We start from the raw sequence: 26,762 nt of genomic DNA, 5'->3' as shown, positions 1-26,762 counted from the left end.
ATACGCAGGTTTCTTTCTAACTAAATGGTAACGGAACGCAGCCATATCCCCGCTCCCGGCCCTGTCGCGCGTCTTATTCAAGAACTGAATCGCCTTCCAGGTATTGGCCCGAAGACAGCCCAGCGGCTGGCTTACCACATCATCAGAGCGTCATCGGACGACGTGCAGTCGCTGGCGGACTCGATACTGGGCGTCAAGGACAGGATTATCTTTTGCTCGTCGTGCCACAACCTGACGGAGATAGACCCGTGCGATATTTGTGCCGACCCAAGACGGGACCGGAGCCTGATATGCGTGGTGGAAGACCCGCTGGACGTGCTTACGATGGAGAAGGTGGGGTTCTACAGGGGACTGTACCATGTACTCCACGGGGTAATTTCTCCCATGAACGGGATAGGCCCTGAAGACCTGAAAATTCGAGAGATGCTGCCGCGTTTGCAAGACGGTACGGTTAGAGAAGTCGTTATCGGAGTAAACCCGACGCTGGAGGGCGATGCCACGGCAATGTATATCCAGCGCCTCATTTCCCCGCTGGGAGTGCGCGTGACTAACCTGGCCAGGGGACTTCCAGTGGGGGGCCAGCTAGAATATGCCGATGAGGTAACATTGACTCGAGCTTTCCAGGGCCGGCGAGAGCTTTAACCCGTGTCCAGCCGGATTTACAAAACAGAAGCCATAGTGCTGAAGTCTTCGCCATACGGCGAAGGGCACTTGTTGGTGACGCTTTTGACTCGCGACGGCTCAAAGGTTCGGGCCATGGCGTGGGGGGCGAGGAAGCCGACCAGCCGGAAGGTGGGACACCTGGAGCCGCTTACGCGCGTCGATTTGGCGCTCAGCAAGGGCCGAGACATGGACAGCATCAGCCAGGCGCAAAACCTGGAAGGGTATGTAGCTATCAAGAGCAACCTGGAGGCTACGGCCATGGCCCTGTATCTGGCGGAGCTGGCCGAGGCTTTCGCCAATCAAGACAGCCCTAACCCCGCGCTTTACAGGTTGTTCTCAGTCATGCTGCGAGAGATTCAGTCATCGTCGCCACCCGAGGTTATAGTGCCTTATTACCAACTCAACCTACTGAAGGTCACAGGCTTCATGCCGGAGATATATCGATGTGTAGAGTGCCGGAAAGGGGTGACCCCGGGGCAGCACCGCTTCAGCGTGGACCTGGGGGGACTTGTATGCACCCAGTGCCGGCCGACAGGCAACGTGCGACTGGCGCCGCTATCAATTGAGGCCTTGAGGGCGCTTCGCTTTCTGCATATCAGCGAGGTGCCGGCTCTGGCGACGGTGGACATGCCGGCGGCGCTGGTAAGGGAGCTAAGGTCTCTGCTGGACAGCAGTTTGCGTTACTGGCTGGACAGGGAGGTGAGGGCGAAGGGGTTCATGGACCACATAGGCGCTACAGCGGGCTTAAAGGCCTAGCTTCGATTGGGGATTCTGTGTGTATAATGGCGGGGGAGAGCTATGTTCAGCAAGATACTTATAGCTAATCGCGGCGAGATAGCCTGTCGGGTAATCCGCACTTGCAAGAAGATGGGGATTCCGACAGTGGCGGTGTATTCGGAAGCGGACAGCAACGCCCTTCACGTGCAGATGGCGGACGAGGCTTATTACATTGGAGCGGCACCCCCGTCGGAGAGCTACCTAAACATTGTAAAGATAATTGATGTGGCAGAAACCTCCGGCGCTGAGGCGATACACCCAGGGTATGGATTCTTGTCTGAGAACGCCGCTTTTGCGGTGGCATGCCGCGAGGTGGGAATAAAGTTCATAGGGCCGACGCCGGAAGTTGTCGAGAAGATGGGGGACAAGCTGGAGGCCCGCAAACTGGCGGAAAAGGCGGGCATACCCATTATTCCGGGCACCAACACCGCAGTGGGGGACCGCAACGCCCTAAAGCGAGCGAAGAAGCTGGGTTTTCCGTTGATGGTAAAGGCGGCTGCGGGTGGTGGCGGCATCGGCATGCAGATTGTGAGGTCGGCAAAGGAGCTGGTGCCTATACTTGAGCGTGCCAGGCATCAAGCCGAGAATTCGTTTGGCAGCCCGCGACTGTATTTCGAGCGCTACCTGGAACACGCGTCGCACATCGAGGTGCAGATACTGGGGGACGAGAAGGGAAACGTGGCGCACCTTTATGAAAGGGACTGCTCAGTGCAGCGCCGCAACCAGAAGGTGCTGGAGGTGGCGCCTACCATAAAGATCAACGGCAAGCTCCGCAAGACGCTGACAAAGAATGCGCTGAAGCTGGCTAAGCACATTGGCTACACCAACGCGGGCACGGTAGAGTTCCTAGTTTCCAGCGATGGCGAGATGTATTTTCTAGAAATGAACAAGCGGCTCCAGGTGGAGCACGGCATAACCGAGATGATTACCGGCATTGACTTGGTGGAGATGCAGATAAGGATTGCCGCCGGCGAGACGCTGCCGCTGAAGCAAAAGGTTATCCGAACGCATGGATACGCGATGGAAGCCCGAATATACGCGGAAGACCCGGAGACCTTTTTCCCATCGGCGGGGACAATAACGCAAATCAAAGAACCTAAGGTGGATGATTTTGTTCGAATAGACGGGGCTATCTACCCAGGTTATGAGGTCAGCATCTATTACGACCCGTTACTGGCGAAGCTGATCTGCTGGGGGGAGTCGAGGGAGGAGGCACGGTCTAGGCTGGCGGCGGCGCTGTCGGAATATCAGATAGAAGGAGTCAGCACCAACATCCCGTTTCTACATCGAGTAATTTCCAGCCATGAGTTCATCTCGGGCAAATACGATACGTGGCTGGTGGCTAACCTTCAAGCCGAGGCTTTGCAAGGGGCGGCTTCGGAGAATGGGGCCGGGGAAATAGACGTGGATGAGAGGGAACTAGCCGCCGCCGCGGCAGTGGCTATGATGGCGGCCAAGAACGGTTCTCATAACGGCGCCAATGGGAGCGGTGGCGTGGCGAGTCCGTGGAAGATTTATGGTCGGTCGCAGCAGATGGCCGTGAGGCCTATGGGGAGAGCAGGGTGGCGGTAAGGGAGGTCAGGGTCAAGGTTGGGGAACGGTGGTTTACGGTGGAGGTGGAGGAGCCGATAGGCGCTACAGCCAAAGTGACCGTGGAGGGTCAGAGCTATGTGGTGGAGGTAGAAGGTCTTACGGTACGGCCGGCTCACCGGCCCGCAGCGTCGAAGCCCGCCCAGCCCGTCGCCGCGCCAAAGCCTCACGCGGCGCCTAAGCCACAGCCAGCGGCGGACACCGGTTCCATAACGTCTCCGATGTCAGGGAAGGTGCTGGCGATTAAGGTGAAGCCAGGGGCAACAGTGTCGGCAGGTGACGAGGTGTGTGTGGTGGAGGCGATGAAGATGGAGCAGAGCATTCGGGCGCCGCGGGACGGGAAGGTGAAGAAGATTCATGTGAAGCCGATGCAGCAGGTGGCGATACATGCTCCCCTGGTGGACTTAGAGTAAGTTTACATATCTGAAAGCAAAGAGAGAGGCCCCCGACTGGGGCCTCTCTCTTTTGTGGCAGGGAAAGGGCTACTGGACCGGTGAGAAGGAGGCGGGGAGCATGATTTTGTTTTCCTGGGCCAAGAGCCATTCCTGGGTAGGGGCGGGCCATTTGCTCCGGTCTTTGAAAGATTCGACGCGGATGCGCGCGCGCTCATCGAGGCTCTTATAGGCCCAAATGTGGACAAAGCGATTTAACTCGCCGAATTCGCTGTACCAGCAGGCCACCATGGGGGAGAGCTTTTCCCGCCAGGCGATTCGTTCTTCCCAAAGCTTCAGGACCTGGGACATGGCGCCGACTTTGTAGGTGTAGGTGCGCATTTCAAAGATGGGGCCGACCTTTTGTGTATTGAGGGGCCGCATGAAGGGTGCAGGGGTGAAAACCTCACTGCGGGTGTCGACATACAATTCGGACGCCTTAGGTGGCCAGACGCCTTCCTTCACAGCAGCGGCCCTGACCTTGCGACGCTCCTCAAGGTCGTTATAGGGCCAGACGTGGATAACCTGGTTCAGGGGGCCGATGTCGGTGTGCCAGAAGGCGGCGAGCTTGGAGAATTTCTCACGATGGGCGAGGCCTTGGGCAAAGCGTTTTTCGTACTCGGGTATAGCGTTGGGGATAAGGGTGTAGGTGCGGACTTCGTAGAGCATTAGCGACCTCTTTAGTTGCTTAGGGGCGCTGGGAGTGTAACAAGAGGGGGAAAGGGGGTCAATGCAAATACTTTTATACCTTCAGCACCAGCTTGCCAAAGAACCCTCGGGATTCCATGGTTTTGTGGGCTTCGGGGGCTTGCTGGAGGGGAAAGACCTGGTGAACGACGGGTTTTATCTTGCCTGCGTTGAGCATGGCCACAACCTGCCGCATGTCCTCCTTGGAGCCCATGTAGACGCCGAAGAGCTTAAGCTCCCGGGTAAAGAGTGTGCCCATCTGGAGCTGCGCCTGGTAGCCGGTGGTGACACCGCAGTTGCCGTACCGTCCGCCGCGTTTGAGAGAGTTGTAAGCGGCTTCGAAGAACTGAGCGCCTACGTGGTCGACGACAACGTCCACGCCTTCGCCGCCGGTCAGGTCTTTGACTCGCTGGGCCATGTCTTCTTTGGTGTAGTCGATGACATGGTCAGCGCCGAGCTCTCTTGCCCTGGCGGCTTTCTCAGGGCTGCTGGTGGTGGCGATGACCCTGGCGCCGATGACGCGTTTGGCGACCTGAATGGCGGCGGTACCCACGCCGGCGGAGGCGGAGAGGACCAGGACTGTTTCCCAGGGCTTTAGTCTGGTCTTGCGGATAAGCATGTTCCACATCGGCAGGTAAACGGTGGGCATGGCAGCAGCTTCTTCGAAAGAGACGGAGTCGGCGATTGGGTGGACGTTGACGGAGGGGACGACGACGTATTCGGCGTAGCTGCCGTCGATGGCGCTGCCCATAAATCGAGAATTGGGGCAGAGGTCGTCATCGCCGGCCAGGCAGTAAGAGCAGACGCCGCAGGAGACGCGAGGGTTGACGACGACGCGCTGGCCTTTTTTGATGGCGGAGACGCGGCTTCCTACATCAATGACTTCGCCGGCGCAGTCGCCACCTATAATGTGAGGTGGGGGGAATTGGCGCTTCTGGCCTCGAATGCCTGCGCGGACGTAGGTGTCGAGCCGGTTGATGCCAGCGGCGCGGACCCGGATTTTTAACTCGTGGGGCTGGATGTAAGGCTCCGGGCGTTCGCCGTACTTGAGGACTTCGGGACCACCGTGGCTTTCGATATAGACAGCTTTCATAACGCGCTAGTCTTCTGTTTCTGTGTAACAGTTGTTGCAGAGGAAGACGATGGCCAGGGCCTCGCTGTGGCTGATGAGGTGGCCACAGGCTTCGTCCTCCTTTTTAAGCCAGGGCTGGTGGAAACGGCCTCCGCAATACTGGCAGGAAGCTTGCGCGTAATCCCCCAAGGGTTCGCTGCAAACAATGCAAGTCTGTTGCTCGAGAGTCGTAGGAGCCTCCTCAGGAAGCCAGCCAGGCTTTAGCCAGCTTCACTTCATCATCTTTAGTATTTGTTTTTCCTTCCAACCTGGATATCTGGAGCCGCCGCAGTATCTGGCCGACTTTGGGCCCGGGAGCATACCCCAGTGCCAAAAGATCGTCACCAGTCAGGACAGGCTTCATGCGCTGATAAAGACTAATGTACTGCCGCAGCCTGTCTTTTGCCAGGGGATTTTCTGCCACGGCGGCGGCGGCCTTAACGCAGACAAGGGGTCGATGCTCCAGCAGTTCCCACAGGTCTCGGCGGGTCAGGTCCGGCCTGGATAACTTTTCTTCGATGGAGTGAAGGTCGGCGGACTGGCGGGCGGCGACGGCCCAGGGGTGGGTCATGTTGATGCGGGCAATAAAGGCTTCAGCCTCATTGGCGGTGAGGCGGTAGGCAAGGGCGGCGATAAAGACCAGAGGGACGCTTTTTTCGGGGATGAGGGTGATGGGTGGGGTGCGGACAAGGGGTGGGAAGAGGGCCTGGAGGAGGCCGAGGTCATGAGTGCGCTGGAGCATTTTGCCGGGGCTTGCTTCCGCAAGCATGAGTTCAAGCTCGTTACGCAGGCGGTCGGCGCTGATGGTGGAGAGCATGTTTTTATCTAAGGCTTCGCTAATAAGAGCCTTGGTCTGAGGCTCGATCTGGAAGTCCAGGCGCTGCTCGTATCGAACGGCGCGAAACATGCGGGTGGCGTCGTCATGAAAACTGGAGTCGTGGAGGACGCGGACAAGACGCTGACGCAGGTCGTACATGCCCTGGTGGGGGTCCAGCAGATGGCCATGATGGGGTCCCGCGAGACCCAGAGCCATGGCGTTCAAGGTAAAGTCGCGGCGGCGTAGGTCGTCTTCGATGGTGCTGGGGGACACGGTGGGTAGAGCGCCCGGGCGGGCGTAGGTCTCCTTGCGAGCTGTGGCAATGTCGATTTGCACCGAGCCGGCCTTAATTGTGGCGGTGCCGAAGGCGTGGTGGATGGTAGGCTTGATGCCGAGGGTTCCAGCTGCCGATGAGACCAAGGAGATGGCGTCGCCTTCGACGACCAGGTCGAGGTCTTTCGTCGGATTGCGGAGGATAAGGTCTCGGAGGGCGCCGCCGACGAGGTATAGAGGTAAGGAATGGCGCGAGGCGTGTCGAGCCAGGGTTTGGAAGACCTGTTGGGCTTCAGCAGAGAGGGATTGCTGGAAGGGGACGAGGAGGTCAGAAGAGGAAGGGGCTTTGCGTTTTCGGGAAGGGGGCATGGTCGACCGTCACATTAGGATTATAGCATGGCTGAACTGTTCTTTTGCCTTTTAGCGCGGTGTAGTAAAATCAGCGAATAAGGGCTAATGGGGGCGTTATGGCAAAAGAAAAGATGACCATCTTCTACGACTACACTTGACCCTACGTTTATAACGCGACCGTCTGGCTGCGTAACGTGGAGGAGTTGACAGGGGAACGTCCCGAGGTGGAATGGAAGCCTTTTGTGCTGGCCCAGATCAACAGCAAGGAAGGGCCGGAATGGAAGGCGTGGGAACATGACGACACGAAGGTGCGGGGAATGCTGGCGCTGAAGGCTGGCCTGGCGGCTATGCGGCAGGGCAGAGAGGCGTACGATAAGTTTCACCTGGCGCTGGTGAAGGCGCGCCACGAGCAGCGTAAAGAGCTGACAGACATAAACGTTGTCTTAGACTGCGCCAAGCAGGCGGGTCTGGACATTGGAAGGCTTCAGAAGGATATGAAGGACCCGAAGATTGTGCAGACCATTGCTGAAAGCCATGACGAAGGCGTGAAGAGGTATGGCGTTTTTGGGGTGCCGACCTTTGTTTTTCCGAATGGACAGAGCGCATTTCTCAAGATGTTCTACCCTGACAAGAAGGATTCGGTGGAAATATACGAAAGTTTGTCCAAGCTGATGTCATTGTGGGTAAACATTGGCGAGATTAAGCGGCCCCAACCGCCCTGGCCCGCGGGTGTCCAGGCCAGAACATAGGGTCCTTTCGATTGGCTTTATCGAGGAAAGTGGAGAAAAGGCTGGGCTTAAGATTTCAAGAGCCCAGCCTTTTGATTGAGGCCCTGACGCACCCTTCATTCCTGAATGAGAACCCTGCCACAAAGCAGGTCTCGTATGAGCGCCTGGAATTTTTGGGAGATGCAGTCCTAGGAGCGATTGTGGCGGCGGAGCTTTACCAGAGGTTTCCGGACCTGCAAGAGGGGCAGATGACCAAGCTGCGGGCCTACCTGGTACAGAGGGAATCGCTGGCGAAGGCGGCGGGTAAATTAGGGTTGGGCGAGGCCCTGCACATGGGCTACGGCGAGGAGCTGGGAGGGGGTCGGGAGCGGGGGTCCAACCTAGCTTCGGCGTTGGAGGCGGTGGTGGGCGCGGTGTTCCTGGACCAGGGGTATGAAAAAGCGAAGGGGCTTGTTTTAGAGTTGCTGGGCAGTGAGATTGACGACGTTGGGAGCGCGGGCTTGCCGAAGGACCCCAAGTCCCACTTGCAAGAGATTGTACAGGCAAAAGTCGGCATCCCGCCGCAGTACGTGGTAGTCGCTGAGGAGGGGAAGGACCATAGCCGCCAGTTCACAATAGAGGTGCGGATGGACGGCAAGCCTCTGGCGGCAGGGACTGGGCGTCGGAAGGCGGACGCCGAGAGGCAGGCGGCCAGCAAGGCAATTAAAATTCTAACGGGCGACTCGTCTAAGAAAGAGCAGCTATATGTTGAGGATCTTTAAGCGGAACAAGGAAGAGTCTAAGGCTAAGACGCAGCAGGCGGTACAGAAAAGCCGCGGGTCTCTGTTCGGGCGCATCATGGGCATACTGAAGTCATCGCCGCAGCTTGACGAGTCGTTGTGGGAGCAGCTGGAGGAGATACTTATTTCCGGCGACGTGGGAGTTGAAACCTCGCTGTCCATAGTGCAGAGGGTTAAGGAGAGGGCGAAAAAGGAGTCGCTGGGCGATGCGCAGCAGGTGTTTGGTGTCCTCAAGGAGGAGCTGATATCGGCGTTGGGCGATGGCGCTACAAAGGCGGATACAGAGACGAAATCCCAGGCGGGGCCATATGTGGTGCTGGTGGTTGGCGTGAACGGCGTGGGCAAGACGACGAGCATCGCCAAGCTGGCCAAGCTCTACGCCGGTGGGGGGCAGCGGGTGCTGCTGGCCGCGGGGGACACGTTCCGGGCGGCGGCCATTGAGCAGCTGCAAATCCTGGCGCAGCGTGTGGGCGTAGACGTTGTAGCCCACCAGCACGGGGCGGACCCCGGGGCGGTGGCTTTTGACGCTTACCAGGCGGCCAAGGCGCGGGATATTGATGTGTTAATCGTCGACACGGCGGGCCGGCTTCATACCAAGACCAACCTGATGGAAGAGATGAAGAAGGTGAGGTCAGTGATAAAGCGGCTGGACGCGTCGGCGCCGCACCATACACTGCTGGTGCTGGACGCGACGACAGGATACAACGGTCTGGCGCAGGCCAAGGCTTTTAAGGACACAATAGAGTGTTCCGGGATATTCCTGGCGAAGCTGGACGGGACCGCCAAGGGCGGTATAGCCCTGGCGATAAGGCGAGAGCTGGGGCTACCGATTTATTACATTGGAACAGGCGAGAAGATAGAGGACATAGCGCCTTTCGAGCCGGAAGAGTTTGTCGAGGCGCTGCTGGCGCCATTGAACTGAGGCCGTAGAGCTTGCCATCATTGTTAGGCCACCTGCTGCTGTGGCTTCTGGCCGTTGAGCTTCTGGGCCTCATTTTTGTTCCCATCGCCTTTTTGCTGTTCAAGCGACTGCCTGACCGTGGCGTTACGCTGTCCAAAGTACTAGGGCTATTGGCGGCCTCGTACGTCTATTGGATTGTGGTTCTTACGGGGCTTGTGCCAAACAGCCAGGGGGCGCTTATCGGGATTTGGGCGGTACTGGCGCTGGGGTCAGCATGGCTCTGGAGGAGGCGAGGGGGTGAGATTCTGGCTTTCGCGAAGGAGCGGTGGGGTCATCTGGCTGTGGCGGAGGCGGTGTTTCTGGGGATATTCCTGATGTGGGCGGCGGTAGTGGCCCAGGCGCCGGGGATAAATCACACCGAGAAGCCTATGGACTTCGGGTTTCTCAACTCGATACTAAAAAGCGAGAGCTTCCCGCCGGAGGATATGTGGCTGTCGGGACATTCAGTGAGCTACTACTACTTCGGCCACCTGATGATGGCGGGACTGACAAAGCTGACGGGAATACCGTCCAGCATCAGCTACAACCTGTCGTTGGCGCTGGTGCCCGCGCTGGTATCGGCGGCGATATACGGACTGGCGTACAACCTAATTCGATTGGCGGGGGCAAGCGCGGGTCGGGCGATGGCCTTCGCGCTGCTGGCGCCGGTGCTGGTGGGGTTGATCAGCAACCTGGTGGGCGTTCTGGAGTTTGTTCACGCGCAAGGGTGGGGTTCGGAGGGATTTTGGGCGTGGGTGATTATCAAAGACCTGGGACCTTCCACTCACGACCCAAGCTTCTTTCCGCAGGAGTACAACTGGTGGTGGAGGTCGACGCGGGTTATCGACACGGTGGTGGAGGGGCGGAGCCTGGACTATACCATAAATGAGTTCCCGTTTTTCAGCTTTTTGCTGGGCGACCTCCACGCCCACGTGCTGGCTTTGCCGTTTCTGGTACTGAACGTCTCACTGACGCTTAACATTTTCCTTTCAAAGACTCCCATAGGGTTTGCATGGGTCCGAGCGCATCCCTGGGAGTCGCTGGCCGTGGCGGCGTCTCTGGGCGCTCTGGGGTTCATCAATATTTTCGATCTGCCGGTTTTCGCCGCGCTGCTGGCAGGTGTGGTTTACATAAAAGCGCTGTCAGAGAAGGGCTGGCACGCCGTCAGAGCGTTGGCCGCGATGCTGGGGATGATGGCGCCGATATTCCTGGCGGCGGCGGTGCTGTACATGCCTTTCTACCTTACGTTCAACAGCCAGGCGTCGGGAATTTTGCCGCTGGAAGAAGTTAGCACACGACCCTTCTATTTCTTTCTTATATGGGGGGTCTTTCTGACTATCAGCGTCGCTTTTCTAGCGAGACAGATGTGGTCGCTGGGGAAGCCGAAGAGGGGTGGCGAGGGTGTGGCGGCGGCGGTGGTGGTATTTACTTTTCTACCGGTGGTGCTGTGGGGGGTGCTGGTGTTTTTCTTGAGGCTGGGGGATGACGGCCTTGGCGGCGCGCTGGCTACAGTGGGGTCTAGGTTTGGCAAGCTGCTGCCACTGTTGGGGATAATAGGGCTGGCTGGTTACAGTTCGATATCGCAGGTAAAACAGGGCAGGACTGTGGCGGCCTTTTGCCTCGCCATTATGGCCTTGGCTTTTTATCTGCTGATGGGCGCGGAGCTTTTTTATATCAAAGACTATTTGATACTCAGGATGAACACGGTCTTCAAACTTTATTATCAAGCCTGGCTTATGCTATCGGCGGTGGGGGCTTTTGGGGCGTATTACTGGCTGTCCAAGCATGCACCGACCAGGGGACTCGCGAGGACTGGCTATTGGGCGATGCCAGTGGTGGTGGGACTGCTGTTGATAGGATCATTTTATTACCCCGCGGGCGCGGCGCTGGACAGGATGAAGAGCAACAGCGATCCAGCGACGCTGAACGGCCTGGTGTATATGAAGCGCTGGTCGCCGGGGGAGTATGAGGCGATTGTCCAGCTTCGAGATAAGGCGGAGAGGGGAAGGATAATCGAGGCAGTGGGGGACGATTATTCGGAGTACGGGCGAGTGGCGGCCAGCACGGGGCTGCCTTCGCCGTTGAACTGGCCGGGACATGAGCTGCAGTGGCGGGGATCGAGCCAGCCCTTCGCGGGGCGTCAGGAGGACGTGGCGCTGGTATACCAGAGCAGGAACACTGAGGAGATTAGCCGAATCCTAGACAAGTATGATATACGGTATGTGTTTTTTGGCCCTCGAGAGCGAGCCAAGTATGGAAGCGAGTCACTACTGACGCTTCCGAGCATGATGAAAGTCTATTTTCAGAGCGGGGACGTAATGGTTTATGAGAGACTTGTCCCGACGAGTCGGGACGACACATAGTATGCTCAAAACCGCACTTTCTCGCTCATCAAACTTCCTCAGGTCTAAGCAGAACTTAGACCTATGGATTTTCCTGGGGCTGGCGATGATGGCCCTGGGTATGAGGCTGTGGGACCTGGGTGGCCGCCCTTACCACTATGACGAAAGCCTGCATACACACTATAGCTGGAGACTTTTTGCCGGCGAGGGGTACCGGCACGAGCCGTGGATGCACGGCCCGTTGCAGTTCTTCCTGAACGCGCTGGTCTTTGCGATCTTCTGGGACGACGACTTTACTGCCCGACTGATTTATACTTTCTTTGGGGCCGGGCTGGTTTTCCTGCCCTATTTTCTGCGCAACTACACGGGCAGGGCCGCAGCCATCATCGCATCAGTGATGCTGGCGGTGTCGCCGATGCTTCTTTATTTCAGCCGCTATTCGCGAAATGACATCATTATGGGTTTCTTTGCCTTTGCGCTGTTTATTTTAATCTGGCGGTACCTGCACGAGCGTAAGAACCGGTACTTGTATATGACAGCGGCGGTGCTGGCCCTGTCGCTGGCTAGTAAAGAGACGGCGTTCATAGTGATTGGTATTGCTGTAGTCTTACTGCTGCCTCTGGCGATGAAAGACCTGATGCGGCTGGGGCTTCGTCGAAAACGGCTGAAGGATATGGCATCGCCGGCGACGATGCTGCTACTCATAGGGACGCTGACGCTGCCCCAGTGGTCGGCGTTGATCTCGCTGGTGCCTGGTTGGTCTGGGAGCGAGGGGATGGTGCTGGTGTATACGGCGGACGATGGACGGAACCCGGTGGGTCTGCCGTTATGGGGAGCCCCGTTTTTGAATCCGGCGGTGATCAACCTGCCTGCGTTGGCTGACGCCTTTATTTTGGGTGGTATAGCGGTATTGGGGTTATTAGGTGTCTTCATGGCGAGGGAAAAGCGCGAGTCCATCAGGGATAGCAGCGGCAGGGTGGTGGGTGTTGTGAAGGCAAAATCACGGCGTGTAGTCCTAGTTGGAGGGCTGATGTTAATCGCTATGGCCGCTTACGCCGTTCTAGCTTTGGCCGACGTGGAAGTCAGCCAGAGCTACCTTGCGGCTGGGGGTATCCTGATTGGGACGGCAACGGCAGCGGCGGCGCTGGGGCTGATGTGGAACTGGCGTGTGTGGCTGATCAGCGCTGGGATTTTCTATTTCCTATGGCTGGCTTTTTATACCAGCATGTTCGGGGCCTTAACCCGGCCTTATGTCGAATGTCCGGACACGCTGTCGGGGGTAGTGGATGTCGCTTGTACGCGCCTCGGCGGGGCCTTTACCGGGGTATGGCAGAGCCTGGGATACTGGATAGCGCAGCACGATGTGACACGAGGGAACCAGCCCTGGTTCTACTACATTCTGACCATGTCGGTCTATGAGTTTTTGCCTTTAGTCTTTGGTCTTATAGGCGTGGGATATTATTTTTTGAAAAGGGAATTCCTGGGGCTGGCTTTGGCTCTCTGGTCGCTGATGACTTTTGCGCTTTACAGCGTAGCTGGGGAGAAGATGCCGTGGCTGACGGCGAACCTGGCGGTGCCTTTCGCCATGCTGGCGGGAAAGTTTGCCGGCGATTTGTTTGACGGACTGCTGTGGCGGCGGCTTGTGGCGAACAGGGGCATTATTCTGGTGGTGGCGGCCCCCGCCCTGCTGGTGGCGGCGGTCTATCTGCTGCAGCGGTTCCTGGCAGCCGACAACTTCAACGACTGGCGAAGCTGGACAGCTCTGGCATCGACAGTGGTGCTAGTAATCGTGGTAGGAAACCTGATATGGCTGGCGAGGCCCAGGGTGGGGATTGCCCTGAGCCTGCTGAGTGTGGGAGTGCTGATGCTGGGGTTCACGGCGTTCAGCGCCGGTCGGGCGGCGTACACTCGCGACGATTACCCGGTGGAGCTGCTGGTATACGCCGGCGCCAGTGAGGATATAAGGACGTTGTCGGAGGAGCTAAGGGACCAGATGGCGGATCTTCCTCCGGAAAAGAAGGCGCTGGTGGACTACGAGATCTGGTATCCCTTCGCCTGGTATGTTCGCAGCGATAAATATATAGAGTTCAGATGTTTCAAGGACCCTGACGAAGCGGGTTATGTGGACTGGTGCAACAAGATCAGCGAGACGTCCGAAGCGGGGGCGCTGGCGCTGTTGGACTCTCACGGGAGGCGGGATGCGATTCATCTGACTAAGTACGCCCAGACGGGGCCGCATAGGGACTTGCTATGGTTTCCGGAGGTCTATCGGCGTCCGGATGAGGATCGTAAGAAAGAGAGCTTCCGGGAAGAGCTGCCGAAAGACATATCCTTTGCGCGGGACAGGGTGCAAGATAAAGAGTCGTGGCGCGGAGGTCTAGACTACTTCTTATACCGGAAGCTGAGCTCAGAGTGGTGGGACACTAAATTCTTTACATATTTGTCCGTGCAGCAGACTAGTCTAAGTGAAGACGCGGCTTTTGACCAAAACCAAACACAAGATATACTGAAATGATGTTCTTACTTTCAGCCTGAGCGCAACTTTTGATAAAACCTCGAAGCTTTATCTTTGGCCTGATGGTAGGTCTGGTATTCATTGCCCTCTTTTTCCTGACAGTGGACGAGAAAGAGATGGGCGAAGCGTTGGCCGATGCCGAGTTGAAGTATCTGGCGCCGGCGGCGGCATTTTACTTTGGGGCGGTGTTCTTTCGGACGCTGCGATGGCGGTATCTGCTGTCGCCGCTGCGTGTGTTTGCGGCGCTGCGCCTATTTCCGGTGGTGGTGGTGGGGTACATGGCCAACAACCTGCTGCCTGTGAGGCTGGGAGAGCTAGCAAGGTCTTATTACCTGCGACGGCGGGAGGATTTCAGCGCCAGCACCGCGCTGGCCACTATAGCGGTGGAGCGAGTGTACGACGGTATCACCTTGCTGCTGATGGCGCTGGCGGCGGTGCCGTTCCTGTTGGGGTACGACTTGTTAGATGGGGCCAGCAGTTCGCAGCGGTGGTCGTGGGCTCTGCTGGGGGCCCTGGCGGCGGCGGTGTTCGTGGCGGCGATAATCGTGCTGACTATGCTGGCCATAAAGCCAGGATTCGCACGGACTATTTACAACCTTTCCAGGATTTTCCCATCGAAACTCCGGCCAAAGGTGCAGAAACTTATCAGTCTTTTCATCGAAGGGCTGATGGTGCTGCGGAAGCCTCGGCGCCACCTGGGACTTTTCCTCTGGTCGCTGCCCATCTGGCTTTTCGAGGGCGCGCTGTATTTGCTTATTGCCTATTCGTTTGGTTTACATCAAGTTTTTGAGCCGGCATGGCTGCTAGTGCCCGTAGTATTGCTGGTCATGGCAGCGTCCAACCTGGCGAGCTCAATCCCATCATCGCCGGGGTCCATTGGCACCTTTGAGTTTCCTGCGGCGGCGGCCCTGGTGCTGGTAGGGGTGGGCCAGGGAGTAGCGGGGGCCTACGCCATTCTGGTGCATGTGGCACTTCTGCTGCCGGTGACGGTGCTGGGGTTAGTATTCCTGTGGGTGGGCCATGTATCGCTGGGAAGGCTAGCAAGGGGGTCGGAGGCTCTGTCGGAGACGTCCAAAGCGAGAGTCGAACACATGACGTCTCAGGAAGCGCAAGAGTCATGAAGGTAGGCATTATCGGCGGCGGCGCCATGGGCCTGGCGGCGGCCCATGAGCTTATGCAACGAGGGCATAGGGCGGAAGTGTTCGAGCGGGCGCCGTTCCTGGGGGGACAGGCCTCAACTTTCGAAGTGGGAGGCGGCAGGTTGGAGAAGGGCTACCACCACCTGTTCCGCAGCGACACGTCGATGGTGGAGCTAATCAACGAGATTGGCCTAGGGCACAAGCTGGCGTGGATATATTCAAAGGTAGGGTTGTTTCATGGGGACAGGATATGGGACTTCGCGTCACCTAAGGACCTGCTGAAGTTCAAGCCTTTGAGCCTGCCGGACAGGGTAAGGCTGGGCCTGACGACGCTCTATCTGCAAAAGACTAGCAGCTGGAAGCGGTTTGAGGAGGTGACGGCGAGGGAGTGGCTTGAGAAGCGGGTGGGGAGAAGGCCCTACGAGGTTATCTGGGAGCCGATGCTGCGGGGAAAATTCGGCAGGCACTACGACAAGATAAGCATGGCTTGGCTGTGGTGCAAGATACATCTGAGGGTGGCGTCCAGGAAGCGGTTGTGGGATAGGGAGTCGCTGGGGTATCCCATGGGGAGCTTCGGAGAGGTCTTCGACGTGCTGGGTGAGAAGATTAAAGAGAAGGGCGGGGAGGTGCATATCCAGGCGGGGGCGAAGCGGGTAGTGGTGGAGGAGGGCCGGGCGGTGGGACTGGACCTGGAGTGGCGAGGGAGGCCGCCGGAGAGCCGCCGGTACGATGCGGTCATTGCCACCACACCGTCATATATATTTACTCGATTAGCGCCGCAGTTGCCGAAGGACTACCTGGAGAAGTTAACCAGCGTGAGCTATCTTTCAGCAGTGCTGGCGATACTGGTGCTGGACCGGCCGCTGACGCCCAAGTACTGGGTAAACATTGCCGACCGGTCGATACCCTTTGTGGGACTCATCGAGCAGACCAACTTTGTGCCGACATCGCTGTACGGCGGGAGCCACGTCGTCTATTTAACCAACTATCCCGCCACGGACGAGCCGCTGTACCAGATGAGCGCGGAGGAGCTGCTTGAGCATTACTTGCCGCACCTGAAGCGGATTAACTCGCAGTTCGAGAGGAGTTGGATTAAGGACTATCACCATCATAAGGTGGACGCGGCCCAGCCGATTATTGGCGTGAACTACGGTCAGCGGATACCGAACAATCGAACGCCGATAAAAGGTCTCTACCTGGCGAACACGACGCAGATATATCCAGAAGATAGGGGTACCAACTACAGTGTGAAGCTGGGCAGAGAGGTGGCGAGGATGGTGTTGTCGGACAGCGGGGCCTCCGAACGATAGAAGAACGCGGTTTACAGTCTTCGTAATAGACATTGAATAGCCTAAACTCCTGTGATAGTATTTGCGTTCCATTAGTTAGAAAATTCACGAAGTCCACGGAGACGCAGTGACCTCCACAGCCCAGAGCATCCGCGACAGGGTGCGCAAGGCTATAAAAGGCCAGAAGCAGAAGACCGTAACGGTACTCTCTTGCCTGCTGGCCGTGGAGGACGAGCTGGGCTGGATTCCAGCGGAGGCGGTGGAGGAGGTGGCGGAGTTTACTGAGGCCACCATTAACGACGTGTGGGGCGTGGTGTCGTTTTACACCAACTTCCAGACACAGCCACTGGGAAAGCATAGGATGGAGGTGTGCTGGGGGCCGACGTGTCACTTGGTGGGGGCGCAGAAGGTGGCGGACCAGGTCTTGAAGTCCCTGGGGCTTCCCAGCGAAGGGACGACTGCGGACGGAGCCATTACGCTTCGATATAACACTTGCCTGGGGGCTTGCTCCAACGCACCGGTTGTAAGCGTGGACCATCATCTCATGGGACGTATGACGCCGTCCCACGCAGCCGACGCGGCGGAGCGTCTAAAGCGGGGCGAATCGATAGGGGGCGGGCATGCCTCCTAATTTTGCCGAACTGAAGTCGGCTGCTCAGCAGCGACAGCAGGAGCTTAGCTCCAAACCGTGGATAAGGGTAGGCACAGCCTTGTGCGGGAAGGCCGCCGGGGCGGACGCGGTCATCGCGGCACTGAAGTCGGAGCTACAGAAGCGGCATATGCAGGCCACTATCAGCGAGGTGGGTTGTCTGGGGCCGTGCTTCGCGGAGCCGCTGGTGGACGTGAGCGCGCCGAATACGCCTCGCGTCGTATATCACAACGTAACACCTGAAATGGCGTGCCATATCGTCCAGTCGCATCTGGTGCATCACAAGCCCGCGGCGGACCTGGCCCTTGGGGTGGTGGACGCAGGCGGGGTGATGCCAGGTCTGGCCAAGCTGGCCGACCATCCAATGATGAAGGGGCAGGTGCGGATTGCGCTTCGCAACGCAGGGCATGTCGACCCGATGGATATATACCAGTACATCGCCAATGATGGCTACGCTGCTCTACACAAAGCGTTGACGTCGATGACAGCGGAGCAGGTGAGGGAGCAAGTCACGAAGTCGGGACTGCGAGGGCGTGGCGGCGCGGCGTTTCCGACAGGCACGAAGTGGAACTTCCTGGCGGTATCCAAGCAGCCGGTGAAGTACGTGCTGGTGAACTGCGAAGAAGGCGATCCTGGCGCTTTTAACGACAAGGGTATTTTAGAGAGCGACCCGCACAGCCTGCTGGAAGGGCTTATCCTGTCGGGGTACGCCACAGGCGCTATTAAGGGGTATGTGTTTATTAGGCATGGACACGAAGGGCCGATAGACCGAACATGGAAGGCCATCGACCAGGCTTACGAACTGGGGCTGCTGGGGAAGAACATTCTGGGCAGCAACTTCGGCTTCGATGCCGAGGTGGCGCTGACGGGGGACTCGTATGTAGCGGGGGAGGAGACGGCGCTGATGGAGGCCATTGAGGGGAAGCGTTCGATGCCTCGATACCGCCCGCCGTTTCCGGCGCAGGTGGGACTGTTCGGCAAGCCCAGCAATATCAACAACGTGAAGACACTATCGTACGTGCCGCAGATTATTTTGAAAGGCGGCGACTGGTTTGCGTCCATTGGCCAAGATAAGAGCAAAGGCACGGCGATTTTGTGCCTATCCGGAGACTTGAAGTACACGGGACTGATGGAAGTGCCGCTGGGCGTCACTATGCGTCATGTCATTGAGAACATGGCGGGAGGCTCCAGGAGCGGCAAGCGGATAAAGGTGTTGCAGACGGGCGGCCCTCTAGGCGGCGTGCTATCTGGGGATGGTATGGATATAGCGCTAGACTTCGAGGTTATGGCTAAGGCGGGAGCAATATTGGGTTCCGGGGGGATTATCGCTGCGGATGAGAGCACATGCGTTGTGGACCTGACTCGCAACCTGGTGGCGTTCTGCCAATACGAATCGTGCGGCAAGTGCTTCCCGTGCCGGACGGGCATGAGCCATCTGCTGGAGGTGCTAGAGCGCATTTGCCGATTTGAAGGGACGGCGCAGGACCTGGAGCTGATGCGGTCAGTTGGGCAGAGCATGCAGGCCGGGTCGCTGTGTGGCCACGGGCAGTTGGGGTTCAACCCGGTGTCGTCGGCGCTCAAATTCTTTGGCTCTGAGTTCGACCAGCACCTGAGGGACAAGGTCTGTCCCACGGGCCGGTGTAACGAGCCCTGGAATCCCCCGGTGAAGACCCGGAGGTATTAATGGTACAGACCAACGAGATAACCATCACGATTGATGGCGTCCAGATAAAGACCAGGCCTGGAAAGATGGTGCTGGAGGCGGCCATCGACGCGGGCATATACGTGCCGTATTTGTGCTACCACCAGGGAATGAAGCCCTACGCCGCCTGCCGCATGTGCGTGGTGGAGGTGGCGGACGACGGGCGAGGGAACCCGGGGCGTGGTTTTCCGGCATCTTGCACGCTGCCGGTGGCTGACAAGATGGTTATCAAGAGCGGGGTTACGCAAGTCAACGAGCTGCGCCGCAATATTATGGACATGCTGCTGGCCGAGCATCCCCACGGGTGCCTTACGTGCCATAGAATCGATCTGTGCGGGCCGGAGGACGTGTGCCTGCGCCACGTGTCGGTCAACGACCGATGCGTAACCTGCCCCAAGAATGAACGATGCGAGTTGAAAGATACAGTACGTTATCTGGGGATGAATCTGGAGTCGCCCCTAAACTACCGATACCGCAAGCTGCCTATCGAGGTTGGAGACCCGTTCTACGACCGAGACTATAACCTGTGCATTGTTTGCGTGCGGTGCGTTCGGGTGTGCGAGGAGGTACGAGGGGACAACGCGCTGACGGTTATCGAGAGGTCGGGCAAGGGGCTGGTCGGGACGGCGTTTGGGACGTCGCTGCTGGAATCGGGATGCGAGTTCTGCGGCGCGTGCGTGGATGTATGCCCGGTGGGGGCGCTGGTGGAAAGCGACCACAAGTGGGAGAAGGCGCGTCGCGTGGAGCGGACGGTGTGCCCTCAGTGCCCCATTGGATGCCAGTTGAACCTGGAAGTGAACAGCTTCGGCAAGATGGTGCGCTCGATTCCTGAGATAAACGCGCCGGCCAACAAGGGGCAGGCGTGCTTCAAGGGCAAGTTCGGCCTTGATTTTGTGAACCAGAAGTCGCGGCTGAAGCGGCCGATGGTCCGCAAGAATGGAAAGCTGGAAGAGACGACCTGGGATGAAGCGCTGGGCGTAATAGCGCAGCGGCTGGGCGAATACCGTGGCGACGCGTTCGCGATGCTAACATCGCCTAATAGCACCAACGAGGAGCAGTACCTAGCGCAGAAGTTTACTCGCGCCGTGATGGGGACCAATAACATCGACCAGACATCCAACACGCGACCAGGACTAGTGGAAAGCCTGGCAGACACTCTGGGATACCGAGCGGCGACCAATAATGTATGGGAGGTAGAGAACGCGCAGTGCATAATCGCGTTTAACACCAACCTGACGGAAGAACAGAACGTCATCGGTGTGCCAGTTAAGCGGGCGGTGAAGAAGGGTACCAAACTTATCGTTATAGACCCTCGAGAAGTGGAGCTGACTCGGTATGCCGCGCTCTGGCTGCGGCCCAAGCCTGGGACCGAGCTATTACTGCTGGGCGGAATATTGAAGGAGATTATTTCACAGGGGCTGGAGAAGAAGGATTGGATAGAAAAGAACGTCCAGGGAATTGACGCGCTCAAGCAGTCGCTGGCGTCGCTGAATATAGATAACGTGGCCGCTGAGACGGGTGTGGTTAAGGGACAGATACAAGAGGCGGCGAGGATTTACGGCACGGCGGCGACGGGAGCGATTCTTTACGCGCTGGATAATATACCGTCGTTGCTGCACAAGGACTGCGTTTATGCGTTGGCGTCGATGGCGCTGATGGCGGGGAACGTGGGGAGGCCGTCTACGGGGTTGTGCCCCATGCGGCAGGGCGCCAACGAGCAGGGGGCGTGGGACGTGGGCGCGGTGCCGCATCTTCTGCCAGGGTATGCGTCGGTGTCCGACGCATCGGCCAGGACTAAGTTCCAGAAGGTCTGGAAGCTGCCGGCGCCGCAGTCGCAGGGGTTGGGGGTTGTGGAGGCCTTCGACGCAATGAGGGCGAAGAGGGTGAAGGCGCTTTTCCTGGTGGGGGACAGCCCGAATTTCAACAACGGCGTGTTGGGCGATGGCATAAGTGCGCTGAAGAGTCTCGAATTCCTGGTGGTGATGGACTCGTTCTTAACCGAGGCGGCGCAGCAGGCCCACGTGGTCCTGCCGAGGGCGACCTTTGCAGAGAAGTCGGGCACATTTACGAATATCGAGCGGCGGGTGCAGACGGTCAGACCGGTCATCGCGCCGAAGAATTTGGACGCGAAGCCGGAGTGGTGGGTGATATGCGAGCTGGCTCGCCTGATGCAGGCGGATGGTTTTAGCTTCGAGTCGCCGGCGCAGGTCATGGACGAGATAGCGTCGCTGACGCCGATTTACGGGGGCGTGTCGCATCAGCGGTTGGAGAAGGAGGGGAGGCTGGTGCTGCGGCCGGCTACCTCCAACCCGTTGCCGAACCAGGTCTTGTATTCGGACAAGGAGTACCGAGGTTTGCAATGGCCCTGCCCTGACCCTGAGAGCAAGGGGACGGCGATTCTATATTCGGATGGGTTCCCAGGTGGGAAGGCTCGGGTTATGGCGCCACAGTTCAGGAAGGTGTCGTTGGGCGATGGGCTGGTGTTCGTGCCAGGGCGCGTATTGCTCCAGTCGCATCGCGAGATGGAAGTGGTAAAGGGGAAGCAGAACCGGATTGTGCGGGAAGAGCTTATCGAGGTCAACCCGCAGGACGCGGCGTCTCTGGGGATTCGAGAGGGCGACGCGGTGAAGGTGCAGGTCAACGGTCATTCTATACAGGGGCGGGCGGCGCTGAGGGAGTCACTGCAGCGTGGCATGGTGGCGTCAACGTCACTGTTCGGCCAGTTAATGACCGAGTTGGACGCCAGCGAAGAGCCTGACCCGATGGCTAAAACTCCCACGCTTTTGATCAAGCCAGCAAAGCTGGCGAAGGTTTAGTATAGTTCTACCTCTTAATTGGCTCATCTTAACTTTTCATTTTAGACTTCAGGTGACACAGCGTATTGGTGAAGTCCTTCTGAACGGCAATTGCGGCGCCCTGGACAAGCAGATCAGGGCTAGAATGTAGGCCTAATTTATGGTCCAAAAGCAGCAAGTATTACCCAAAGCGACACTGGTGGACCGCAAGGACATCAGCCATGACCTGATGGTTATAAAGCTGCGCCCGCCGTTCAAGATGGAGTTCAAGCCCGGCCAGTATTGCACACTGGGGTTGGACGGCATCGAGAGGGCATATTCAATAGCGTCTTCGCCGCATGAGGATAACCTGGAGATTTTTATAGAGCTGGTACCAGCGCCGGACGGGGCGCTGACGCCGCTGCTGTGGAAGATGAAGGCCGGGGACGAGATAAGCATACGGCCCCGATGCAAAGGTATTTTCACGCTGGACGAGAAGTACCAGTCGCACCTGATGGTGGCGACGGTTACGGGGGTAGCGCCGTTTGTGAGTATGCTGCGGAACTACTTGCATCGAGGCGGGCAGGGGCATCGATTTTACGTGCTGGAGGGGGCCAGCTATCGTAACGAGTTTACGTATGACCTGGAGCTGGCGTCGATGATGAAGGCCCATCCGGAGACGGTGGTGTTTGTGCCGACGGTGAGCCGCCCAAAGGATCCTCGGAACACAGGGTGGAAGGGCGAGACAGGGAGAGTGAATGAGGTAGTGGAACGGTATATCGAGAAGCTGGGGCTGAAGCCGGAGTCGACGCTGGTGTACGCTTGCGGGCATCCGGGGATGATTGAGGATGTGAAGGCGCGGCTGACGCCCAAGGGATGGAAGGTGAGGGAGGAGCGATTCTGGAAGCAGTGAATTAGTCCGCTCTGATCTTCAAGGCCTCCTTTTCGTATAAGTGACTCACCGCAAGGGATTGGAGAATCGATATGGGCCAGGTAATACAGATTATCGGCGCGCTTATGATACTGGCGGCCTACACTGCTTCGCAGGCCCGCCTCCTCAATCAGCATACCTATACCTATTTAATCCTTAACTTTGTGGGGTCTGCGGTCCTGGCGGTGCTGGCGGCGGAGGAGCGGCAATGGGGGTTCCTACTGTTGGAGGGCGTGTGGGGGGCGGTATCTCTGTGGGGGCTAGTGGGAAGGATGAGGGGAAGGACAGGCGCGGCGGCCCGCTAAGGGAGACTAGGGTTACGTCTTGGCTACAGGCTCTTTATAGTAATCGAGATTTCACTGAGAAAATCCCAGACGGGTTGGACGCGTTCTCGGCTAATTTAACCGTCACCGCTGATTTTCTGTAAAATGCCTGTAGGCAATGGCTATCGAAAAGAACGCAACACCTATTCGACGACAGTACCTGAGGATTAAGGAGCGTTACCCGGACGCTATCCTGTTCTTCCGCTTGGGCGACTTCTACGAGACGTTCGACGAGGATGCCCACGTGGCCTCTCGTGAGCTGGATATCGTACTGACGTCTCGTAGCATGGGGAAGGACGTGAAGGCGCCCATGGCGGGCATCCCGTTCCACGCGGCGGAGAGCTACCTGGCGCGGCTGATCAAAAAGGGGTATAAGGTGGCGCTGTGCGAGCAGCTTAGCGACCCCGCTACGAGCAAGGGGCTTGTAGACCGCAATGTGGTACGAGTGGTGACGCCGGGGACGGTTATAGAACCAAGCATACTGGAGCAGACGGCTAACAACTACCTGGCGGCGCTGGTTGTTCGTGGGGAGGAGGCGGGGCTGGCACACGTCGACGTTAGCACAGGACTGTTTTCGACGACGCAACTGCCGCTGTCCAAACTGGCGCCGGAGGTGGCGAGGCTGGGGCCGTCGGAAGTGCTGGCGCCGCAGGGGCAGGAAGGGTTGGCGGGGGAGCTGAACGTGCAGGTGGTCACGCCCTTCAATTCGAGGGCTTTTGAGCCAATGCATGCCGAGGAAATGTTGAAAGACAAGTTCGGGGTGATGAGCCTGGAGGCCTTTGGGTGCGAAAACCTGCCGCTGGCGACGGGGGCGGTGGGGGCGATACTAGAGTATTTGGACCAGACGCAGCCTGGGGCTTTGGGACAGGTGACGTCGCTATCGGTGTATTCGGTGGGGGATTACATGGCGCTGGACGCGCAGACGGTGCGGAACCTAGAGCTGTTCCAGAGCGGGCGGTGGGGTGAGTCGGAGCTGTCGCTGCTGAAGGTGCTGGACTTCACGAAGACGCCTATGGGGGCGAGACTGCTGCGTCGGTGGGTGGGACAGCCGCTGTTGAATCTGGAGGCGTTGCTGCGGCGGCAGGAGGGGGTGGCGTATTTTTGCGGAGATATGATGAGGCGAGAGGAGACTCGGAATATGCTGGGGAAGGTATCGGATATAGAGAGGATTTTGGGTCGGATGAGGCTGGAGAAGGCGTCGCCGAGGGACTTGCTGGCGTTGAAGGAGAGTTTGAGGGCGTCGGGGAGGTTGAGGGAGATGATTAGGGACAACCCCCCACGCACCACCCCGACCCCCCATCTTAATCTTCCCCCTCAAGGGGGGAAGAGACCAGAAGGAAGCCGAGGAGGTGTGGGTAGTCAGATGAGCCCTGGTCAGCAGGGTTTCACCCCTCAACCTGCATTTTCTCCCACAAGGGGAGAAGGAGTGAAATTTGTCGGTGCCGCCTTGCGCAACTTTCCGGAGGTGGCGGGGCTGGTGGAGGCGGCGGTGGAGGCGGAGCCGGTGGGGATGCCGGGGGAGGGAAGGGTTATTCGGCGGGGGTTTTCGGAGGAGCTGGACAGATTGAGGGACGCGTCGGGGAATGCGAGGGAGTTCATAGCAGGATTGGAGAGGAAGGAGCGGGAGGCGACGGGGATAAAGTCGCTGAAGGTGGGGTATAACCGGGTCTTCGGGTATTACATTGAGGTGAGCAAGGCCAACCTGTCGCAGGCGCCTGCTAGATATGAGCGGCGGCAGACTATCACCAACGGCGAGCGGTATGTGACGCCGGAGCTTAAAGAGTACGAGTCGCTGATACTGAACGCGCAAGAGCGCATCGAGACGCTGGAGCGTGACATATGGCGGCAGGTGTGCGGGCAAGTCCTGGAGCAGTCGGCGGGGCTGATGGAGCTGGCGGCGTCGCTGGCCGAGACAGACGGAGTGGCGTCGCTGGCGGAAGCGGCGTCGCGGTACGGATACGTGCGGCCTGAGTTGACATTGGAGGGGTCTATCGACATAAAGGCGGGCCGACACCCCATGGTGGAGCGGGTGCTGGCGGCGGGGACCTTTGTGCCCAACGACCTGTACATGGCCAACGACGACGCGCAGCTTTTGATGATCACGGGGCCGAACATGTCCGGCAAGTCCACGTTTATCCGGCAGGCGGCGCTGATAACACTGATGGCGCAAATAGGGAGCTTTGTGCCGGCGGAGAGAGCGAAGATAGGGATGGCGGACAGGATATTTACTCGTGTGGGGTTGCAGGACGACCTGTCGACGGGGCAGTCCACGTTCATGGTGGAGATGGTGGAGACGGCGGCGATATTGAACCAGGCGACGCCGCGGTCGCTGGTGATACTGGACGAGATAGGGCGGGGGACGAGCACTTACGACGGACTCTCCATCGCGAGGGCAGTGGCGGAGCATATCCACAACTCGCCGAGATTGGGGTGCAGGACGTTGTTCGCGACGCACTATCATGAACTGACGGAACTGGCCCACCACGGCGGGCTGCCTCGGGTGCGGAACTTCAGCGTATCGGTGGCGGAGGAGGGCGGGCGGCTGGTGTTCCTGCATCGCATAGTGCCTGGGGGCGCGGACCGGAGCTATGGGGTGCATGTGGCGCAACTGGCCGGGCTGCCCCGGAGCGTGGTGCAGAGGGCGTGGGAGGTTCTAGGGGAATTGGAGGCGGGGTCGATGGTGAATAATGGGGTGGCTACGAAGAAGAGGGGCAAGGGGACGCCGGCGCAGCAGATGGGGCTGTTTGGGAGCGGGGATGGCGGAGTGTCGGAGGAGCTACGGGGGCTGGACGTGAGCGCGATGACGCCGCTGGAGGCGATAAATAAGCTGTTTGAGCTGCAAAAGAGGGCGAGGGAGGAAGGGTAGAGTGCCTACCTGGCTCTTGAGTTACGCATCGCTTGTTCTGAGGCGTTAATACCGCATGTAAACTAGAATAGATGTAGGGTGAGGTGGTGATGTGCGTAGCTAGGCTGTGGTCATAACAGATTCCTCGACTGCGTCCCGACGAGTACATCGGCACTCCGCTCGGAATGACAACACGATTTCATTATGAGCAAGATGAGGAGTGGCAGCAGTCACGGTGATTAGATTCTTCGCAGGCTCAGAATGACATGTACACATCTATATCATAGGCCCCAATCCTCAATTAGCATCAGGCGGGTAGTCGTACTCGCATCGATCATATTAGAAAATCCTAAGAAGGGTTGGAGGTGTGGGACGTGTTAGGGAATGTGTTAGCGCTGGTCCGATTTGGCGGGTTGGTAAGGACGGCTACTAAGGATGTGCTGCCTATGGTGAGGGAGGCGCGTAAGGCGATGGAGGCGCGCCGTGGTGGGACCGTGGATGGTGATGAGACCTCCATTGAGGAGATGCGTGCGCGATTGGGCCAGTTGGAGTCGAGGAGCGCGAGGCAGGCGGATATATTGGCGAGGTTGTCTTTGTCGGTGGAGGGGTTGGAGCAGGGGCTGGAAACGGCGACGAAGGGGATGAGGACGCTGCTGGTTATCACCGTGGCGTCGGTTGTCCTCGCGATGGCGGCGATGGTGGTGGCGGTAGTGGTGTAATTTTTGGGGAACACTCAGGTTGACTATGATGCAGGGATTTGTTTCCGGGGAGTCGTTTTGCAATTTTTCCTCAAAACGACTCGAAGATTTAGGCACAAGTTAGGCACGATGCCGTTTTAGTCATTTTTTAAGATGCGGGGGTAGATGGTCATTGGCGGGGAGGAAGCAAACAGGTTGTTTCTCTGAATAAAGTTTCTTTTTGTGCCTAGACTGGCCAAAAACAACCGTCCCGATTAGCATCGGGATTTCGCGATTGAATAGAGCTTCGGTGCTCAAAAACAACCTGCCTTTTGCTCTGATTTGTTTTGTTGGACTGGCGGACCCCCAAGAAAAAGGTTTCCCGATTGTCATCGGGATTTCGCTATTGAATAAGGTCAAGGTGTTTAA

Annotated in this window: 21 protein-coding genes; 18 read left to right on the top strand and 3 right to left on the bottom strand. The window is 58.1% G+C overall.

The annotated features are described in order from the left end of the window. Nucleotides 1-45: 45 nt before the first annotated feature. Genes recR through FJ320_00265 form a run of 4 tightly spaced genes read left to right on the top strand, consistent with a single transcriptional unit; the run spans nucleotide 46 to nucleotide 3,443 of the window. Nucleotides 46-642 carry a recombination protein RecR gene (gene recR / locus FJ320_00280; protein ID MBM3924417.1) on the top strand — a complete coding sequence of 199 codons (597 nt, stop codon included), beginning with the start codon at nucleotides 46-48 and terminating at the stop codon, nucleotides 640-642. Nucleotides 643-645: 3 nt separating this feature from the next. Continuing rightward, nucleotides 646-1,419: a DNA repair protein RecO gene (recO, locus tag FJ320_00275; GenBank protein MBM3924416.1), complete on the top strand. Its 774-nt coding sequence runs from the start codon at nucleotides 646-648 to the stop codon at nucleotides 1,417-1,419. 42 nt (nucleotides 1,420-1,461) lie between these two features. Next, entirely contained in the window at nucleotides 1,462-3,012 is a 1,551-nt protein-coding gene (locus tag FJ320_00270; protein ID MBM3924415.1) for an acetyl-CoA carboxylase biotin carboxylase subunit, read from the top strand. A 56-nt stretch (nucleotides 3,013-3,068) separates the two neighbouring features. Continuing rightward, nucleotides 3,069-3,443, top strand: a complete 375-nt coding sequence (locus FJ320_00265; protein MBM3924414.1) for an acetyl-CoA carboxylase biotin carboxyl carrier protein subunit — start codon at nucleotides 3,069-3,071, stop codon at nucleotides 3,441-3,443. Nucleotides 3,444-3,512: 69 nt separating this feature from the next. Here FJ320_00265 and FJ320_00260 read toward each other — a convergent pair whose 3' ends face one another. The 3 genes from FJ320_00260 to FJ320_00250 form a co-directional block, all read right to left on the bottom strand. Further along, on the bottom strand, nucleotides 3,513-4,130 hold the full coding sequence (locus FJ320_00260; GenBank protein ID MBM3924413.1) for an NIPSNAP family protein: 618 nt from the start codon (nucleotides 4,128-4,130) through the stop codon (nucleotides 3,513-3,515). 73 nt (nucleotides 4,131-4,203) lie between these two features. Continuing rightward, complete coding sequence (locus FJ320_00255; protein MBM3924412.1) at nucleotides 4,204-5,241, bottom strand: zinc-binding dehydrogenase; 1,038 nt, start codon at nucleotides 5,239-5,241, stop codon at nucleotides 4,204-4,206. Nucleotides 5,242-5,461: 220 nt separating this feature from the next. Next, complete coding sequence (locus FJ320_00250) at nucleotides 5,462-6,718, bottom strand: CCA tRNA nucleotidyltransferase (GenBank protein MBM3924411.1); 1,257 nt, start codon at nucleotides 6,716-6,718, stop codon at nucleotides 5,462-5,464. Between the two features lie 206 nt (nucleotides 6,719-6,924). Between FJ320_00250 and FJ320_00245 the strand changes: the two genes are divergently transcribed. The 14 genes from FJ320_00245 (at nucleotide 6,925) to FJ320_00180 (ending at nucleotide 26,375) form a co-directional block, all read left to right on the top strand. After that, nucleotides 6,925-7,449 carry a hypothetical protein gene (locus FJ320_00245; protein ID MBM3924410.1) on the top strand — a complete coding sequence of 175 codons (525 nt, stop codon included), beginning with the start codon at nucleotides 6,925-6,927 and terminating at the stop codon, nucleotides 7,447-7,449. Next, complete coding sequence (gene rnc / locus FJ320_00240; protein MBM3924409.1) at nucleotides 7,419-8,189, top strand: ribonuclease III; 771 nt, start codon at nucleotides 7,419-7,421, stop codon at nucleotides 8,187-8,189. Before FJ320_00245 ends, rnc begins: the two co-directional genes overlap by 31 nt. Further along, complete coding sequence (gene ftsY, locus FJ320_00235) at nucleotides 8,173-9,129, top strand: signal recognition particle-docking protein FtsY (GenBank protein MBM3924408.1); 957 nt, start codon at nucleotides 8,173-8,175, stop codon at nucleotides 9,127-9,129. The genes rnc and ftsY overlap by 17 nt, the downstream gene beginning before the upstream one ends. Before the next feature lie 11 nt (nucleotides 9,130-9,140). Next, on the top strand, nucleotides 9,141-11,510 hold the full coding sequence (locus tag FJ320_00230) for a hypothetical protein (GenBank protein ID MBM3924407.1): 2,370 nt from the start codon (nucleotides 9,141-9,143) through the stop codon (nucleotides 11,508-11,510). Then, on the top strand, nucleotides 11,473-14,004 hold the full coding sequence (locus tag FJ320_00225) for a TIGR03663 family protein (protein ID MBM3924406.1): 2,532 nt from the start codon (nucleotides 11,473-11,475) through the stop codon (nucleotides 14,002-14,004). Before FJ320_00230 ends, FJ320_00225 begins: the two co-directional genes overlap by 38 nt. A 62-nt stretch (nucleotides 14,005-14,066) precedes the next feature. Next, nucleotides 14,067-15,125, top strand: a complete 1,059-nt coding sequence (locus FJ320_00220) for a flippase-like domain-containing protein (protein ID MBM3924405.1) — start codon at nucleotides 14,067-14,069, stop codon at nucleotides 15,123-15,125. Further along, a complete protein-coding gene (locus FJ320_00215; GenBank protein ID MBM3924404.1) occupies nucleotides 15,122-16,453 on the top strand; it encodes an NAD(P)/FAD-dependent oxidoreductase in 1,332 nt (443 codons plus the stop codon). The genes FJ320_00220 and FJ320_00215 overlap by 4 nt, the downstream gene beginning before the upstream one ends. Before the next feature lie 82 nt (nucleotides 16,454-16,535). Next, on the top strand, nucleotides 16,536-17,063 hold the full coding sequence (locus tag FJ320_00210; GenBank protein ID MBM3924403.1) for a hypothetical protein: 528 nt from the start codon (nucleotides 16,536-16,538) through the stop codon (nucleotides 17,061-17,063). Further along, nucleotides 17,053-18,765 (top strand): NADH-quinone oxidoreductase subunit F, encoded by a 1,713-nt coding sequence (locus tag FJ320_00205; protein MBM3924402.1) that lies wholly within the window; start codon nucleotides 17,053-17,055, stop codon nucleotides 18,763-18,765. Before FJ320_00210 ends, FJ320_00205 begins: the two co-directional genes overlap by 11 nt. Next, entirely contained in the window at nucleotides 18,765-21,599 is a 2,835-nt protein-coding gene (locus tag FJ320_00200) for a hypothetical protein (GenBank protein ID MBM3924401.1), read from the top strand. The genes FJ320_00205 and FJ320_00200 overlap by 1 nt, the downstream gene beginning before the upstream one ends. Nucleotides 21,600-21,738: 139 nt before the next feature. Beyond that, nucleotides 21,739-22,470: a ferredoxin--NADP reductase gene (locus tag FJ320_00195; protein ID MBM3924400.1), complete on the top strand. Its 732-nt coding sequence runs from the start codon at nucleotides 21,739-21,741 to the stop codon at nucleotides 22,468-22,470. Nucleotides 22,471-22,541: 71 nt separating this feature from the next. Then, nucleotides 22,542-22,793, top strand: coding sequence for a hypothetical protein (locus FJ320_00190; GenBank protein ID MBM3924399.1), 252 nt, complete (start codon nucleotides 22,542-22,544; stop codon nucleotides 22,791-22,793). A gap of 136 nt (nucleotides 22,794-22,929) precedes the next feature. After that, nucleotides 22,930-25,677 (top strand): DNA mismatch repair protein MutS, encoded by a 2,748-nt coding sequence (gene mutS / locus FJ320_00185; GenBank protein MBM3924398.1) that lies wholly within the window; start codon nucleotides 22,930-22,932, stop codon nucleotides 25,675-25,677. Between the two features lie 353 nt (nucleotides 25,678-26,030). Continuing rightward, a complete protein-coding gene (locus tag FJ320_00180; protein MBM3924397.1) occupies nucleotides 26,031-26,375 on the top strand; it encodes a hypothetical protein in 345 nt (114 codons plus the stop codon). Nucleotides 26,376-26,762 lie beyond the last annotated feature (387 nt).

This window comes from SAR202 cluster bacterium, from assembly GCA_016872285.1.
Taxonomy (GTDB): domain Bacteria; phylum Chloroflexota; class Dehalococcoidia; order Lucifugimonadales.
Note: the sequence above shows the minus strand (reverse complement) of the source record. Positions and strands in the feature narration are given on the sequence as shown.

Coding starts and splice junctions, on each gene's coding strand:
- FJ320_00270 (MBM3924415.1), top strand. CDS start 1,462: ATGTTCAGCAAGATACTTATAGCTAATCGCGGCGAGATAGCCTGTCGG.
- FJ320_00260 (MBM3924413.1), bottom strand. CDS start 4,130: ATGCTCTACGAAGTCCGCACCTACACCCTTATCCCCAACGCTATACCC.
- FJ320_00255 (MBM3924412.1), bottom strand. CDS start 5,241: ATGAAAGCTGTCTATATCGAAAGCCACGGTGGTCCCGAAGTCCTCAAG.
- FJ320_00250 (MBM3924411.1), bottom strand. CDS start 6,718: ATGCCCCCTTCCCGAAAACGCAAAGCCCCTTCCTCTTCTGACCTCCTC.
- ftsY (MBM3924408.1), top strand. CDS start 8,173: ATGTTGAGGATCTTTAAGCGGAACAAGGAAGAGTCTAAGGCTAAGACG.
- FJ320_00225 (MBM3924406.1), top strand. CDS start 11,473: ATGAGAGACTTGTCCCGACGAGTCGGGACGACACATAGTATGCTCAAA.
- FJ320_00220 (MBM3924405.1), top strand. CDS start 14,067: ATGGTAGGTCTGGTATTCATTGCCCTCTTTTTCCTGACAGTGGACGAG.
- FJ320_00215 (MBM3924404.1), top strand. CDS start 15,122: ATGAAGGTAGGCATTATCGGCGGCGGCGCCATGGGCCTGGCGGCGGCC.
- FJ320_00205 (MBM3924402.1), top strand. CDS start 17,053: ATGCCTCCTAATTTTGCCGAACTGAAGTCGGCTGCTCAGCAGCGACAG.
- FJ320_00200 (MBM3924401.1), top strand. CDS start 18,765: ATGGTACAGACCAACGAGATAACCATCACGATTGATGGCGTCCAGATA.
- FJ320_00195 (MBM3924400.1), top strand. CDS start 21,739: ATGGTCCAAAAGCAGCAAGTATTACCCAAAGCGACACTGGTGGACCGC.
- FJ320_00190 (MBM3924399.1), top strand. CDS start 22,542: ATGGGCCAGGTAATACAGATTATCGGCGCGCTTATGATACTGGCGGCC.
- mutS (MBM3924398.1), top strand. CDS start 22,930: ATGGCTATCGAAAAGAACGCAACACCTATTCGACGACAGTACCTGAGG.